This window comes from Nitratifractor salsuginis DSM 16511 (genome assembly GCF_000186245.1).
GTDB classification, from domain to species: Bacteria; Campylobacterota; Campylobacteria; order Campylobacterales; family Sulfurovaceae; genus Nitratifractor; species Nitratifractor salsuginis.
In genome coordinates, this window is record NC_014935.1 from 1,020,333 (window position 1) to 1,035,951 (window position 15,619).

Below are 15,619 nucleotides of genomic sequence, written 5' to 3' on the forward strand. Positions count from 1 at the left end.
TTAATAAGATTCTTGTCGTTGGTCGTTAGTCGTTGGATTTGGACACTTCTGTGCCCTTCGGTTGCTCATTGCTCGGTTACTCGGTTATTCCGTTCCTCACTCCTCATTCGCTAGCGTCGGCTGAGTTCCTTGCAGAGGCTGACGAAGTATTTGGCGTTTTCTACAGGCACGTCGGGCAGGATCCCGTGGCCGAGGTTGAAGATGTGGCGGCCGTCTTTCATCAGCTCGGCCAGAGATGAGACACACTCTTTGGTCGCTTCCTTGGAGTAGAGACGGCAGGGTTCCATATTGCCCTGGAGGACGTAGCGCTCACCCAGCTTCTCCTTGGCCAGAGCCATAGGGGTCCCCCAGTCGACGCCGAAGACGTCGAAGTTGCCGTAGACCCATCCCCGCTCGACAAAAGAGGCGATCCCCTTGGGGAAGAGGATCACGGGGATGTGGGGATATTTTTCCTTGAGATATTTGGCGATCTCCACCATATATTTCCAACTGAACTCGTCGTATTTGCTCGGTTCGATCGCCGAAGCCCAGCTGTCGAAGATCTGCACCGCGTCCACTCCGGACTCGATCTGCTTCTCCAGATAGAGCTTTACCACATCGGTCACTTTGCGCAAAATGGCGTGGAGCAGCTCGGGATCGGTGTACATCATCTTTTTGCAGAGGGTATAAGTCTTGGTCCCCTGGCCTTCGATCATGTAGGTCGCCAGGGTCCAGGGGGCTCCGGCGAATCCGATGAAGGCTTTGTCGTCGGCCAGGCGCTCCCGGACGATTTTGATCGTTTCATAGACGTAGGTGAGTTTCTCCGCCGCCTCTTTGCCGCCGATGAGCCGGTCGAGATCTTCACGGCTGCGGATGGGATCGGCGAAAACGGGGCCTTCCCCGGCGACGAAATCGAGTTTCATCCCCATTTCGTTGGGGACGACGAGGATGTCGCTGAAGAGGATCGCCGCATCCACACCCACGATATCCACAGGCTGCAGGGTCACCTCCGCCGCCAATTCGGGATTGTGGCAGAGGTCGAGGAAAGTGCCGGCCTTTTCCCGTACTTTGCGGTATTCGGGCAGGTAGCGGCCTGCCTGGCGCATCATCCAGACAGGGGTATAGGGGGTGGGGCGCCCGAAACAGGCGTCGATAAAGATTTTGTCGCTCATCAGTGAGAATCTCCCTTATGCATAAAATAGAAGGCCAGCGCCAACAAAAAGATCGCTCCGGCAAGCATCAACATATCGAGTGCTCCGCCGTAGGTCGTGTGCATCGCCCGTTTGAAAAAGCCGACGATGAGCACCATAATGATCACCTTGGCCAGTTTGTCTTTGAGCTCGTCGAGGGAGTGGATCTCGAGAATCCGGCTGGCGGCACTCCGCTCGGCTACATCGATCTTGGAAATAAAAAGCTCGTAGAGACCGAAACCGAAGATAAAAAGCACAATGGCGATCAGATAGAGGTCTACCGCCCCGATCAGCTCGGCGACGATCTTTTCGTGGAAATTTTGGTGATGGATCCCCCCGAGATAGGTATCGAAGACCGAAACGGCGACATGCCAGACATCGACACTGGCGACGATGAAGAGGGCTATGCCGCCGATCATACTGAAGATGACAGCCAGGAGTACGAAAAAACGCGTACTCCAAAGCGCACTCTCGAAAGCGGCTTCGATCCAGGATTGGGGCCCGTGCTTTTGGTGCCCCTGATCATCTTTTGCGGGATGATCCTGCATTTACACCTCCTCCATTTCGATCCATTTCTGGGCGATGCGCACCGCGTTGGTGGCTGCACCGACACGCAGCTGGTCGGCGACGACCCACATATGGAGGATATTGGGTGCGAAGAGATCCCGGCGGATCCGCCCGACATAGGTAATGTCCGTATCGGTGGCGGTGATGGGCATAGGATAGATGCCGTGCTCCAGATCATCCTGCACTTCCACATCGGGAAATTCGCTCAGAGCCAGGCGCACTTTATCCACATCCACTTCCACGTGCTCGGGGAAGGTGACCGTGACCGCTTCGCTGTGGCTGCGCAGCACAGGCACCCGCACACAGGTGGCACTGACGGCGAGGTCGGCATGCAAAATCTTGTTGGTCTCGTTGACCATTTTCATCTCCTCTCTCGTATAGCCGTTGGGCTGGGGAGAGTCGATCTGGGGGATGACGTTGAGGGCGATCTGATGGAAGAAGGCTTCATGCTTGCTCTCGTCGAGGCGGAAGGCGAAGAAGTCCTGCATCTGCTGCACCAGCTCCTCCATCCCGCTCTTTCCCGCACCGCTGGTGGCCTGGTAGGTGGCCACATCGACCCGCTCGATCCCGCCATAGAGATCATAGAGGGGTTTGAGGGCCAGGACCATCTGGATCGTGGAGCAGTTGGGGTTGGCGATGATCCCCGTCTCCCGCCACATACTGATATCTTCGGGGTTGATCTCGGGAACGACCAGGGGGACTCTGGGGTCCATACGGAAATGGGACGTATTGTCGATGACCACCGCTCCCGCCTCCACGGCATAGGGGGCAAAACGTGCCGAGACGCTGCCGCCGGCGCTGAAGAAGGCGATGTCGATATCCCTTCCGTCGAAGACGGTTTCGGTCAACTCTTCCGTTTTATATTTTTTGCCTTTGAATTCGATCTCCGCCCCGGCACTGCGGGCGCTGGAGAGTGGGAGGACCTCCCCCACGGGAAAGTTCTGCTCTTCGAGAATCCGAAAGATCTCTTCACCGACGGCACCGGTGGCACCGACGACGGCAATATTGTACGCACGACTCATATCAGGCTTCCTTGTTCATTGTTTTTGGTGTCGCTTTCCGATTTCGACCCGGCCGCTTCGATGGCCGCCTCGATCTCCTCTTCCTCTTTCTCTTCTTTGGGGCATTTGGCGATGCTGACCACCCGGTCTTTGCCCTCGACATTGACGATCTTAACCCCGGAGGTGGCCCGGCCGGCCCTGCGGATCGACTGCATATCGACCCGGATCATCTTGCCCGCGCTGGTGAGGCACATCAGGTCCTTGTCCTCTTCGACGAAGACCACCCCGACGACATCACCCGTCTTGGGAGTGAGCTTCATAGCGATGACCCCTTTGCCGGCACGGCTCTGCTCACGGTATTCGCTGGCGGGTGTCCGTTTGCCCATCCCCTTTTCACTGACGATGAGGATCTCGTCCTCTTCGTTCTCGATGGTGGTTGCCCCGCAGACATAGTCGCCGTCAATCTTGAACTTGATGGCGGTGACTCCTCGGGCAACCCGTCCGATCTCCCTCACGTCGCTGACGGGGAAGCGGATACACATTCCCTTCTTGGTGACGACGAAGAGCCACTTGGTATCGGGCTTGATGATCTTGGCGTCGATCAGCTCGTCGTTCTCGTCCAGGTTGATGGCCCGCACACCCACGCTGCGGATGTTGGAGTATTCGCTCAGGTTGGTCCGCTTGACGATGCCGTTGCGGGTGAAGAAGACCAGGCTCTTGTCCTCGTTGAAATCCTGGGTCGGGATGATCGCCTTGATCTTCTCGTCCTTGTCGAGGTTGATCAGGTTGACCACCGCCTTGCCCTTGGCGGTACGGGAGCCTTCGGGGATGCGGTAGACCTTGAGCCAGTAGAGCTGGCCCTTGTCGGTGACGAACATCAGCGTATCGTGGGTGTTGGAGATGAAGAAGCGCTCGATGAAGTCGTCTTCATAGGTGGTGACGGCTGTTTTCCCTTTGCCGCCGCGGCGCTGCTTCTCATACTGTTTTACCGGTACCCGCTTGATGTAGCCCCGGTGGGTGATCGTCACGACCATCGGCTCGTTGGGGATCAGGTCTTCGATATCGATATCGTCGTAGTCGTCGACGATCTCGGTGCGCCGTTCGTCGCTGAAGGCCTCTTTGACTTCCAGGAGCTCTTTTTTGATGATCTCTTCGATCATCGTTTCACTCTTGAGGATGCTTTCGAGGTATTCGATGGTTTTGCGCAACTCCGCCAGCTCGCTCTCGATCTTTTCGATCTCGAGGCCGGTGAGGCGGCGCAGACGCATCTCGAGGATCGCCCGGGCCTGGATCTCGCTCAGGTCGAAACGGCTCATCAAATTCGCCCGCGCTTCGCTGTCGTCGGCACTGGCGCGGATGATCTTGATCACCTCGTCGATGTTGTCCACGGCGATTTTGAGGCCTTCGAGGATGTGGGCTCGTGCCCGCGCCTTTTCCAGATCGAAGATGGTCCGCCGGATGATGACCGTCTTGCGGTGGTTGATGAAGAGATCCAGCAGTTCGGGCAGGGTGAAGACCTTGGGCTCTTTGTTGACGATGGCCAGCATAATGATCCCGAAGGTAGTCTGCATCTGGGTCGATTTGAAGAGGTTATTGAGGACGATGTCGCTCATAGCATCGCGCTTGAGCTCGATGACGACCCGGATCCCCTCCCGGTCCGACTCATCCCGGATTTCGCTGATCCCCTCGATCTGCTTGTCACGCACCAGCTGAGCGATGGTTTCGATCAGGCGGGATTTGTTGACCTGGTAGGGCAGCTCGTCGATGACGATCGCTTCGCGGTTTTTGTGCTGCTCGATATGGGTCTTGGCGCGGACTTTGATCCGCCCCCGGCCGGTGCTGTAGGCGTCGATGATCCCTTTTTTGCCGAAGATCACACCGCCGGTGGGGAAATCGGGCCCTTTGAGCACCTGCATTAGCTCTTCCACCTCGGCTTCCGGATTCTCCAGACGGATCAGGTGGGCGTCGATCAGCTCGTCGAGACGATGGGGAGGGATGTTGGTCGCCATACCGACGGCGATCCCCGCCGAACCGTTGAGCAGCAGGTTGGGCACCCGGCTGGGAAGTACGTCGGGCTCCCGGAGAGAGTCGTCGTAGTTGGGGACGAAGTCGACGGTATCCTTATCGATATCCCGCAGCAACTCTTCCGCCAGCTTGGTCATCCGCGCTTCGGTGTATCGCATCGCCGCGGCGTTGTCGCCGTCGATGGAGCCGAAGTTCCCCTGGCCGTCGACCAGAGGGATCCGCATACTGAAATCCTGGGCCATACGCACCAGAGCGTCATAGACGGCGGTATCACCGTGGGGGTGATACTTACCGATCACGTCTCCGACGATACGGGCTGACTTTTTATAGGCGGCCCGATGGGTCAGGCCCAACTCGTTCATAGCGTAGAGGATACGGCGGTGGACCGGCTTCAGGCCGTCTCGGGCATCGGGCAGAGCCCGGCCGATGATGACACTCATCGAGTAATCCAGGTAACTCCCCTGAATACTCTCCTCGATTTTGACCTGTTCCACCCCTTCGCTGTTTTCAAACAGATCGTTCATGGGTCTCCTTAGATGTGTCAGCCGGCATTCCACCGACCTCTTAAAATGGATAGATTATATCGAAAAGAGACTTGATTTTATGATTGAATATTATAGATTTTGGATTTTGGATTGAGAGAACTACTCAGTGCTCAATCCTCAATAAGCGCTTGACCGCTTCGGAGCAGATCATCAGGCCGAAGGTCCCGGTGACGCCGACAAAGGAGCCTTTCTCTTTGCACAGAGGCTCTTCGGGGGAGAAGACCACGGTGAAGTTTTGGTTGAATTTCGCCTTTTTGAGTTCGTTGCGGATCTTGCGGGCCAGGGCGTCGCCGTGACTCTTCCAGATGGAAGCGACCTGGATCTTGGAAGCGTCGATCCGTTTGGCCGACCCAAGGGACATAATGAGCTTTTTGTAGCAGCGCCTGGCCACTTCGATCTTGACGCGGGTGGTGTCCGCCGCATCGATGACCAGGTCGTAGGGCTCGAAATCGAAATTTTCCACCCATTCCAGGTCCATCTTTTGCCGGATCACTTCGATGCCGGGGTAGAGGCGGGCCAGGGTGCCGACTTTGCACTCCCCCACCGCCCCGTCGGAACCGATCTGTCGGTTGCGATTGGTCTCGTCGTAGGTGTCGTAGTCAACAATAGTGATGTTGTGAATCCCTGTGCGGTAGAGGCAATCAAGCGCATAGCTTCCCACCCCGCCCACACCCAGGATGAGGATTTTGGCTTTTTTGAGCTTTTCAAAATCCTCTTCGCCGAAGAGCATCCGGCAGCGCTCGAATCTCATAGGCGAAACCTCGGGTTTCGAGGCATTGGGCATTGGGCATTGGGCATTGAAAGTATTCGGGATTCGATTACAAATGACCATTGCCGATTCGTGCAACGAATCTCAATGCCTATTGCCATCATTCATCCATCCTTTCAGCCTCTCAATCTCCCCATAACTCGTCATATCCAGCTGTATCGGCGTGATGGAGACATAGTTCTCCCGTACCGCTTCGAAGTCACTCCACTCGTTACGGGGGTGAGGGTGGGGATGCCAGTCGAGGCGGGGGAGGCCGATCCAGTAATACTCCTGGCCCCTGGGGTTGATGTGGACCTGGGCATCGTTGCCGTAGGCACGGCGGCCGGCGTGGGTGATTTGCCATCCCCGGCACTCTTCGGGCTCGACGGGAGGGATATTGACATTGAGGAATTGGCGCTCAGGCAGGGGGAAGCCCTCGGAGAGCACTTTTTTGGCCAGCGTGCGCGCGGTCTCCCTGGCCAGACGGTAGCCCAGCTCGTCGATCTCCTGGCATTGGCTGCGGCAGACCTGGCTGATCGCGATGGCGGGAATGCCCTGAAGCACCGCTTCCATCGCCGCCGCCGCGGTGCCGGAGTAGGTGATGTCCTCGCCCATATTGGCTCCCCGGTTGATGCCGCTGACCACCAGGTCGGGCTTGGCCTCTTCAAAGAGCTTTTTCAGTGAGAGGAAGACACAGTCGGAGGGAGTCCCGTCGTCGAGTTTGTAGAAATTGTGCTCCAGCTCCACGAAACGCAGGGGACGGGTGAGAGTCAGGGAGTGGCCGCAGGCGGATTTCTCGAGGGTAGGAGCGACGGTGATCACTTCGCCGACTTCGCTCAGGGCTTCGCGTAGGGCGTGAAGACCCGGAGATTCGAAGCCGTCGTCGTTAGTTACCAGAATTCGCGGAGTTTTGGCCATCTTCTCTTTCCCTTTTTTGAGAGGGATTATACCCTATAAGCTCATCCTCATTTTCCCTCCTCCGTACGCTTCTCTCGTTCCCACGCTTAGCGTGGGAACGCATATTTGAGATTATTCGCTCTTTACAAACTCCAGGGATTACCAGGGGCAGAAGGGATTTTGAAAAAATGAGTGGCTTTGATGGATTGGACCGGGATATGCATTCCCACGCACACTGTGGGAACGAGGAAGAAAACTTGGGGATGCGGCTTTAGTCGCATATTTAGAGCTAAAGCGGTTTTTCGGGTTGCTAAAAATCCTTTAAACCTTCGGTAATATGGTGCCTAAAAAGGACTTTTTTACAGATGGCTTGTAAAAAAGTGCCCTATCTGTGGTTCAAAAGCGACGAAAAAGAATGGTAAAAGAGCAGGAATTCAGCGCTATTTTTGCCAAAGTTGCCGGCAGAGCTTCTCTTCTCGTAGACGTCCCTCCCGCCTCAGAAAACGACTCTTTACTGCCTACTTCTATGAGCACCAAACCCTCAAAGCCTTATCCCGGACCTATCATAAGGATCGGGAGTGGATTCAACGTCAGATTCATAGCTATGAACCGCCAAAGACTTCACCACATCCCAGACCGGTCACTTTGGTTATCGATGCGACATTCTTCGGAAAACGGGGAGAGGGCTTTGGTGTTCTTGTAGCTAAAGATATCCTGAGTGGCCAACTGGTAGCGTATCGTTTCATTCAGACTGAGACGCTCAATGAATATGCGATGCTTCGGCAAAGCCTTCTGGATCAGGGCTTTATCATCCAGGCCGTCACCGTCGATGGCCGACGGGGATTGTTTGGGCTCTTTGCCGACCTTCCGGTTCAAATGTGCCATTTCCATCAACAAGCCATTCTCACTCGTTATCTGACGCGCAGACCTACCTATCAAGCCTCTAGGGATCTCAAGCGTATCGCTTCCTATCTTGGACAGACAACCCCCTGCCGTTTCCGCTATATGCTGGAAGCCTGGCTCCAACGGCACAAAGATTTCTATGAAGAGAAAACCCCTGACGATTCTCCACGTGGATGGCATTACACCCATGATCGACTCCGCTCGGCCTATCGAAGTCTTGAACGCAATCTTCCTTATCTCTTCACGTATAAAACCCATCCTCATCTTGGCATAGCCAATACAACCAATACTTTGGATGGTGGACTCTTCTCTCCTATGAAAGCTTTATTGAAAATCCATCGGGGTATTGGAGACTCTATGAAGAAGAAACTCATCACTGATTTCCTAGAAAAAGCAATGAAATAGCAACCCGAAAACCCGCTTTAAGTCCATATTTATAAAACGGTGAATAATATGTTAGCGACTAAAAAGTCGCCACCCCTAAAAATATCAGTTTTTAGTCACTAGGTATGGGAAATAAGAAACTACTTTCTCACTCCCTTTTTTCGGCCTCTCTCACCTGTTAAGCTATAATATCTCCAATCATTTTTTGCAAAGGATGAAATGTGCAAAAAGAACCAATGTTTGAAAGCACTTACCAAAAGCTGAGCCAGGAGCTCGAGCAGCTCAAAAACGAAGAGCGTGCCAAGATCGCCAAGGTGATCGACGAGGCGAGAGCCCTGGGAGATTTGAAAGAGAATGCGGAGTATCACGCCGCCAAAGAGAAGCAGGGGTTGATGGAAGCCCGGATCATCGAGCTTCAGGACCTCTTGGCCCGCGCCCAGGTGATCGACCCCTCCAAACTGGCCCATCAGCGGGTCAGCTTCGGCTCCACCGTCGTCCTGGTCGATCAGGATACCGACGAGGAGGTTCGCTATGTGATCGTGGGAACCCAGGAGTCCGACCCCAGCCGGGGGCTCATCTCCATCCAGTCCCCTATGGCGCGGGCCCTCCTGGGCAAGGAAGAGGGCGAAGAGGTGGAGCTGCAACTCCCCAGCGGCCGTAAACATTTCGACATCGAAGAGATCAAATACGAAGAGATCTCCCTCTAATATTTTCAAATATAAAGGACGAGTATGATCAATGTAGGCATTGTGGGAGCAGGGGGATACACAGGGTTGGAGCTGGTCAAAATGCTCCTGAACCATCCCCGTTTCCGACTCAACTATCTGGCGACCACCAGCGGGGACATTATGGTCGAGGAACTTCACCCCTCCCTTCTGGATCTCATCACCTTCCCTGTCGAAGAGGCCGATCCCGAGCTGATCGCCGATAAGTGCGAGCTGGTCTTTCTGGCTCTGCCCCACAAGGCTTCGATGGGCCTGGCCAAAGAGCTGATCGTACGGGGGGTCAAGATCGTCGATCTCTCCGCGGACTATCGCCTGGAGCGGGAGACTTACGAAGCGGCCTACTGCCCCCACGAAGACCCGGAGCATCTCGGCGAAGCGGTCTACGGGCTGATCGAATACTATCGCGACGAGATCCGGGTTGCCCGCCTGGTCGCCGGGCCCGGCTGCTACCCCACGGCGACTCTGCTGGGGCTGCTGCCCTTCATCCCCTATATCGACACCTCCGCTCCCATTTTCATCGATGCCAAATCAGGCGTCAGCGGCGCGGGCAAGAAGTTGAGCGAAACAAGCCACTTCGTCACCATCAACGACAACATCTTTGCCTACAACCCCCTCAAACACCGCCACGCCCCCGAGATCGCCGAGAAAATCGCCAAGATCCACGGCGCCGAAATCTCCGTCAATTTCGTCCCCCATCTCATCCCGGCAACCCGCGGGGAGCTGGTGAGTGTCTATGCCACGCTCAAAGAGGAGATCGATCCCCAGGAAGTCTTGGAAAAGGCTTACGACACCGAGCGCTTCATCCGCCTGCGCCACAAGCCCGTCGATATCAAAAGCGTCGCCGGGACCCACTTCTGCGACATCTACGCCCAGCGCAACGGCAAAGCCCTCTTCATCAGCTCCGCGATCGACAACCTCCTGCGCGGAGCCGCCAGCCAGGCCCTCGCCGCCGCCAACCTGATGATGGGCCTGGACGAAGGCACGGCATTGCCTGTAATCGCTTACGTTCCGTAATATTGAATGAGGAATGAGGAGTGAGGAATGAGGAACCGAAAATAAAGCTTTCGGCATCAAAGATGCATTCGAAATCTGCTTCCTCAACTCTGTATTCACAAATATCAAATGTCAAAGGTCAAGGGTCCAAACCAACGACCAACGACCAACGACCAACGACCATAAAAGAGGGTGCACTTTTCGTCGCCGACGCCCACTATCCCCATCACGGCGATGAATTCCTCCGACTCTTACAATCCCTCGATGCCGAGAAGATCACTACGCCCCAACTCTTCCTGATGGGGGATATCTTCGATCTGCTTTTCGGTTACGGTTACTATACACCCACCCTCTATCCCGAAGCGATCGGGTTGCTAAACAAACTTTCCGAGAAGATCGAAATCATCTACCTGGAGGGGAATCACGACTTCACCCTGAAGAAGATATTTCCAAATATCAACGTAATTCCCCGTACCAGGCAGCCGCTTATAATGAGAACGAGGGAGAAGAGGGTGGCTCTCTCCCACGGAGACCGTTACGGGGCGGGATGGGGGTATGATCTTTTTTCCCTGCTGCTGCGCAGCCCCGTGATCTATCTGGGAAAACCCTGGGAGAAGCGAATCATCGATGCGCAGATGCGGCGTCTTTCTCAAAAAAAGATTTGTCACAAAATGGAGAATTTCGAGAGCAAAGCAGCCAGGATACTCTCTTATTATCCCGAGGATATCGATTGGGTGATCGAGGGGCATTTTCATCAGGCCAAAAGGATCGGTCGCTACATTTCTTTGCCTGCGCTGGCGTGCCAAAAAGAGCTGGGAATTGTTCGAAAAGGAAAAATAGAGTTCGTCAGCTTGACAAAGCTAATGGATGATGGAGAGGTTAAGAAAGGTGGGAAAGAGCGGTGAACCGCCCGGCTTCACGCTCAGGCGAGCAGTTCTGAGGGGACTTTTCCCCCGTTTTCCGCCAGCTTGACCATTACGATCCTGTGCAGTTCTATGTTTTGATCGGCTGTGCCCTCGTAGCCCTGGATGCCAAGCTCTTCGGCAAGCTGTTTGCGGTGAGCATAGGAGCTGTCAATCCCCAGGAGTTTGAGCAGATCGACGATAGAGTGTTTCCAGTCCAGATTTTCGTTGCTCTTGGCTGCCAAATCGTTCAGGATCGCCTCGACGTCGACACTCTCTGCGCCTGCAGGGGTTTCCGCGTTTGCAGCGGAGCTGTCCATAATTCCCTGGGGTGTGCCTGAAGCTTCGTTATTCGTTGTCTCCTCCGCCTTCTTCTCGTCACCACCCAGGCCCAGTTTGTGCAGGATAGAACCAAAAATACTCATTTCAACTCCTTGTAGATTTTTTATTACAACAAATTATAGCACCGACTTTGGACAAGAAGTTTAATGGTAAGAACAGATTTTGAAAGATTGCAAAGAAGATATTTAAAGGAAGAATCCCCTGAGTAGGGCAGGAGGATCAGAGCGCCTCTTCATCCTCTTCACCGGTGCGGATACGCACGACGTGCTCGACGGGGGAGACGAAGATCTTTCCGTCCCCGATCTTCCCGGTGCGGGCCGATTCCTTGATCGCATCGACGGCGGCGCGCATATACTCTTCGCTGCTGACGACGATCTCGATCTTGACCTTGGGAATGAAATCGACCACATACTCCGCTCCGCGGTAGAGTTCGCTGTGCCCCTGCTGGCGGCCGTAACCCTTGACTTCACTGACGGTCATTCCCTCGATCCCTGCTTCGATCAGGGCCTCTTTGACATCTTCGAGCTTGAAGGGTTTGATGATCGCTTCGATTTTTCTCATTGTTCGCTCCTCTCTTTAGTGAAACTATTGTAGCGCAAATCGCGCCGGACGGTGCCGGATCAGATGACCTGCTTGAACTCGGGGTAAGCCTCCATACCGCACTCCACATAATCCAGGCCCTCGAGCTGTTCATCATCTTCAGCCCGGAAGGGAACGATGGCATTGATGATCCGAATCACCAGGTAGGAGAGGGTAAAGGCGAACACGCCGACGAGGACGATCCCTTTGATCTGGGCCCACCAGGAGACATCGGTAAAAAGAGCCACGGCGAGCGTCCCCCAGATTCCGTTGATCAGGTGAACCGAAAGGGCTCCCACCGGATCATCAAGTTGATGCCGGTCAAAGAAGGGGACAGCCCACATGACCAGCAGCGCCCCGATCGCTCCGATCAGGATCGGCTCATAGATCGTATAGAGATCGGCCCCGGCGGTGACTGCCACGAGCCCGCCAAGCGCCCCGTTGAGGATCATCGTCAAATCCAGCTTGCGGTAGCGGATATAGAGGACGATCATCGCTATGATGGCGCCGGCCAGCCCCGCGGTATTGGTATTGAGAATGGTCAGAGCCACGGTATCGGCCGCCGCTTTGCTGCTGATGGAGCCGACGCTTCCGCCATTGAAACCGAACCATCCGATCCAGAGCAAAAAGGCTCCCAGGGCCACCAGGGGAACATTGGAAGCGGGGATGACACGAACCTTGCCGTTTTTGTAGCGCCCCCGGCGCGGGCCGATGACCAAAATGGCTGCCAGAAGTGCCCAGCCACCCGTGGAGTGGATCACGGTCGATCCGGCGAGGTCATGCATCGCCGAGATATCCAGAAATGTCCCTTTGAGGAAATTGGCTCCCCAGGTCAGATTGACAGCCAGGGGGTAGATCAGCCCTGCCATGGCGATGGTAAAGAGGGTCAAAGGGAAGATCTTTGTCCGCTCACTGACCCCGCCGCTCATAATGTTGACCGTTTTTCCGACGAAGGCCATCTGGAAGAGAAAGGCTGCCCATTTGCTCACGGAGTCGTTCTCCCAGCTGCCGAAAGCGAGGGTATAGCCCCAAAGGAGAAAAACCATTGAAGCGACTGAATAGATCATGGTATTGGTCATAAGAACCGCCGTGACGTTTTTCGTCCGGACCAGGCCCGCTTCCAGCATGGCGAAACCGGGCACCATAAAGATGATGAGGGTCATAGCGAAGAGGGTGAAAAAGGTATTCAGAATGTAATGTAGATCCATCGTGGCTCCTTAGTTGGATAATGATGCGATCATTCTATCTGCCGTATCTGAGTTGTTTATGAAAGAATGAGTCTGTTATTGCTTAATTTTTAAGCAAATGGTCGCATATATAATCGATAAAAAATTCCCCACTGATTAAAATTTCATCATTGAGTTTTGATAAACTATCGTCAATCTCTTTAGCCAAGGATCGATCGATGTGGATGATACCCGACTGCCTCGCCTGTCTCTATAATCAAATGTTGCGAACAAGCAAAGCGATGCACTGTGACGACGAGTGTGCGACCCGCATTATGGAAGCGGCCGCGGGCAAAATCGCCCACCTCCCTATGCAACAGACTCCTCCGGAAGCGGCAGCGATCCTCTATCCGATCGCCGCCGCCATCGCCGGCACCGACGATCCCTACAAAACGCTCAAACGCGACGCCGTCGCCAAGGCCGGAGCCCTTATCCCGGGTGTCGTCGCGATGATCGAAAGCTCCCGGGATCCCCTCGATGCTGCGCTCAGGGCTGCCGTGGCGGGGAATGTCATCGACTATGCCACCCAGGTGCAGTTCTCTTTGGAAGAGGAGTTGGCCAGGATCTTCAACGCCCCCTTCGCTGTCGATGACAAAGCCCTTTTCCTGGAAAAACTCAACGACTCCAAGAGTCTGCTGGTCATCGGAGACAATGTGGGAGAGCATCTCTTCGACAAGGTGATGCTCGAAACCATCCGGCGTTACTATCCTGATCTGAAGATCTACTATATGGTTCGGGGCAAACCCATCATCAACGATGTCACGATGGAAGAGGCGATGGAGGCGGGATTGCAGGATGTGGCGATTTTGGTGGACAGCGGTGTCGACACACCAGGCTTCCTTCCGGAGCGGGCCTCCGAAACCGCTCGGGAGATTTATCAGAGCGCCGACCTGATCCTCGCCAAAGGGATGGGCAACTATGAGTGTATGGAGTCCTTCGCCGATGAACGGGTAATGTTCCTTCTCAAGATTAAATGCAGTGTCGTGGCGGAAAAGATCGGCAAAGAGATCGGTGATCTCGTCGCGATGATGAGCCGTAAATAAGCGATTAGAGTCGATTCGGTATAACTATAGCAAACTAAAAAGACCAGGAGTTCCTATGCGCTTTATCTTTCTGATTCTGCTGATCGGCTCGAGCTTTCTTTCGGCACAGAAGCTCTCGGAGGAGCAGCTCCGCGCTGCCATCGTCAAAGTCTATACCGTGGTCAAAAACCCCAACTACAGTTTTCCCTGGAGCAGTTCGATTCACCAGGTCAGCGGCTCGGGATCGATCATAGAGGGGCAGCGCATCCTCACCAATGCCCATGTCGTCGCCAACCGGACCTTCATCGAGGTGCAGCGCTACGGGGAACGCCACCGCTATATCGCCCATGTCGAGGCGGTCTCCCATCAGTTGGACCTGGCCCTGCTCAAAGTGGATGATCCCCACTTTTTTGACGGGATCAAGCCGCTGGAGCTGGGGGATCTGCCCCAGATCGAACAAAAAGTCTCGGTCTACGGCTTCCCGATGGGAGGCGATACCCTCAGCGTCACGGCAGGCGTGGTTTCACGGATCGAGCATCAGCGCTATGTCCATAGCGGGGAGAATTTTCTGGCGATCCAGATCGATGCCGCCGTCAACCCGGGCAACAGCGGAGGCCCCGCCATCAGCGACGGGAAGATCGTCGGTGTGGTTATGGAGGGGATCCAGAAGGCCCAGAGCATCAGTTACCTGGTCCCCACGGTGATGGTGCGCCACTTTCTGACCGATCTCAAAGACGGCCATCTCGACGGTGTGCCCGCCTTTGCCGCGCTGACCCAGGCGACAGAGAACCCGACATTGAAAAAACATTACGGTCTCTCTCCCCGTCAGGGCGGGGTACTCGTGGACAAGCTGATCCCCACGGGAGGATTGAAAGGGATCCTGAAAAAGGGAGATGTCATTACCGCCATCGACGGCCATCCCATCCAGGAAGATGCGACGGTCGCTTTCCGCTCCCACGAATTTACCAACTATGAATACTATGTCCAACTCCATCAGTTGGGGGAAAAGGTCCGTCTCGACCTGATCCGAAAAGGCAAAAAGCTCCACGTCGAAGCGCCCCTGCGCAAAAAGGCGGACGATCTGCTTCTGGTGGGGACCTATCGCTACGACCGGATGCCCCGTTATGCGATCCTCGGCGGGTATGTCTTTTCCCCCTTGACGCGCAATCTGGCGGTCCGTGTCGCCCGAAGCCGCATCGATCTGATCCCCTTCGTGGAGGATTTCGTCCACAAAGACCGCAAAGAGGTGGTTTTGCTGTTGCGGGTCCTCCCCAGTGCCCTGAGCCGGGGTAACTACAGCTACTCCTATTGGCCCATCGAGAGCATCAACGGCCAAAAGATCGTCGATTTCAACGACTTTTATCGCAAGCTAACCCGGAGCAAGGATCGGATCATCGTTCTGAAAAATAAGATGGGAGAGGAGGTCGATATCGACAGAGCCCTGGCACTCAAGATGCAGCCGAGTATCCTGCGGCGCTACAATATCGAGTATGATCGATCACCGGACCTTCGAAGAGAAAAAGAGACAGGGAAAAGCGCCCGCTAGGGCCTGCGAAATTCAAGAAATAAAAACTCACTCCACACTTGGCCG

General features: G+C 54.9%; 15 protein-coding genes. 6 read left to right on the plus strand and 9 right to left on the minus strand.

Features of this window, described 5'->3' with window-relative positions; translation table 11 throughout:
* Positions 1-110: 110 nt before the first annotated feature.
* From hemE to surE, 6 genes are all read right to left on the minus strand, one after another.
* Positions 111-1,151 carry a uroporphyrinogen decarboxylase gene (gene hemE / locus NITSA_RS05140; protein ID WP_013553962.1) on the minus strand — a complete coding sequence of 347 codons (1,041 nt, stop codon included), beginning with the start codon at positions 1,149-1,151 and terminating at the stop codon, positions 111-113.
* Positions 1,151-1,717, minus strand: a complete 567-nt coding sequence (locus tag NITSA_RS05145) for a YqhA family protein (RefSeq protein ID WP_013553963.1) — start codon at positions 1,715-1,717, stop codon at positions 1,151-1,153. Before NITSA_RS05145 ends, hemE begins: the two co-directional genes overlap by 1 nt.
* Positions 1,718-2,758: an aspartate-semialdehyde dehydrogenase gene (locus tag NITSA_RS05150; protein ID WP_013553964.1), complete on the minus strand. Its 1,041-nt coding sequence runs from the start codon at positions 2,756-2,758 to the stop codon at positions 1,718-1,720. It abuts the gene before it with no gap.
* A complete protein-coding gene (gyrA, locus tag NITSA_RS05155) occupies positions 2,755-5,286 on the minus strand; it encodes a DNA gyrase subunit A (RefSeq protein ID WP_013553965.1) in 2,532 nt (843 codons plus the stop codon). The genes NITSA_RS05150 and gyrA overlap by 4 nt, the downstream gene beginning before the upstream one ends.
* Before the next feature lie 124 nt (positions 5,287-5,410).
* Complete coding sequence (locus tag NITSA_RS05160) at positions 5,411-6,058, minus strand: tRNA threonylcarbamoyladenosine dehydratase (protein WP_013553966.1); 648 nt, start codon at positions 6,056-6,058, stop codon at positions 5,411-5,413.
* Between the two features lie 102 nt (positions 6,059-6,160).
* The gene (gene surE, locus NITSA_RS05165; RefSeq protein WP_013553967.1) at positions 6,161-6,973 is read right to left on the minus strand and encodes a 5'/3'-nucleotidase SurE; all 813 of its coding nucleotides are present in this window, start codon (positions 6,971-6,973) and stop codon (positions 6,161-6,163) included.
* Between the two features lie 366 nt (positions 6,974-7,339).
* Between surE and NITSA_RS11085 the strand changes: the two genes are divergently transcribed.
* The 4 genes from NITSA_RS11085 (at position 7,340) to NITSA_RS05185 (ending at position 10,862) form a co-directional block, all read left to right on the plus strand.
* Positions 7,340-8,260 (plus strand): IS256 family transposase, variant Zn-binding type, encoded by a 921-nt coding sequence (locus NITSA_RS11085; RefSeq protein ID WP_083799710.1) that lies wholly within the window; start codon positions 7,340-7,342, stop codon positions 8,258-8,260.
* A gap of 200 nt (positions 8,261-8,460) precedes the next feature.
* Positions 8,461-8,946, plus strand: a complete 486-nt coding sequence (gene greA, locus NITSA_RS05175) for a transcription elongation factor GreA (protein ID WP_013553968.1) — start codon at positions 8,461-8,463, stop codon at positions 8,944-8,946.
* Between the two features lie 24 nt (positions 8,947-8,970).
* Entirely contained in the window at positions 8,971-9,978 is a 1,008-nt protein-coding gene (gene argC / locus NITSA_RS05180; RefSeq protein WP_013553969.1) for an N-acetyl-gamma-glutamyl-phosphate reductase, read from the plus strand.
* Positions 9,979-10,040: 62 nt separating this feature from the next.
* Complete coding sequence (locus tag NITSA_RS05185; RefSeq protein ID WP_245526318.1) at positions 10,041-10,862, plus strand: UDP-2,3-diacylglucosamine diphosphatase; 822 nt, start codon at positions 10,041-10,043, stop codon at positions 10,860-10,862.
* A 17-nt stretch (positions 10,863-10,879) separates the two neighbouring features.
* On the opposite strand, the gene NITSA_RS05190 is transcribed toward NITSA_RS05185, so the two are convergent.
* The 3 genes from NITSA_RS05190 to NITSA_RS05200 all read right to left on the minus strand — a co-directional run bounded on the left by NITSA_RS05190 (position 10,880) and on the right by NITSA_RS05200 (position 12,988).
* On the minus strand, positions 10,880-11,284 hold the full coding sequence (locus tag NITSA_RS05190; RefSeq protein ID WP_013553971.1) for a DUF3597 domain-containing protein: 405 nt from the start codon (positions 11,282-11,284) through the stop codon (positions 10,880-10,882).
* Between the two features lie 136 nt (positions 11,285-11,420).
* Positions 11,421-11,762, minus strand: a complete 342-nt coding sequence (locus tag NITSA_RS05195; RefSeq protein ID WP_013553972.1) for a P-II family nitrogen regulator — start codon at positions 11,760-11,762, stop codon at positions 11,421-11,423.
* Positions 11,763-11,821: 59 nt separating this feature from the next.
* Positions 11,822-12,988, minus strand: coding sequence for an ammonium transporter (locus NITSA_RS05200; protein WP_013553973.1), 1,167 nt, complete (start codon positions 12,986-12,988; stop codon positions 11,822-11,824).
* A gap of 197 nt (positions 12,989-13,185) precedes the next feature.
* Between NITSA_RS05200 and NITSA_RS05205 the strand changes: the two genes are divergently transcribed.
* Together NITSA_RS05205 and NITSA_RS05210 are read left to right on the plus strand one after the other, a co-directional pair.
* Positions 13,186-14,049, plus strand: a complete 864-nt coding sequence (locus NITSA_RS05205) for a damage-control phosphatase ARMT1 family protein (RefSeq protein ID WP_013553974.1) — start codon at positions 13,186-13,188, stop codon at positions 14,047-14,049.
* 55 nt (positions 14,050-14,104) lie between these two features.
* Positions 14,105-15,574: a S1C family serine protease gene (locus tag NITSA_RS05210; protein ID WP_013553975.1), complete on the plus strand. Its 1,470-nt coding sequence runs from the start codon at positions 14,105-14,107 to the stop codon at positions 15,572-15,574.
* Positions 15,575-15,619: the final 45 nt, after the last annotated feature.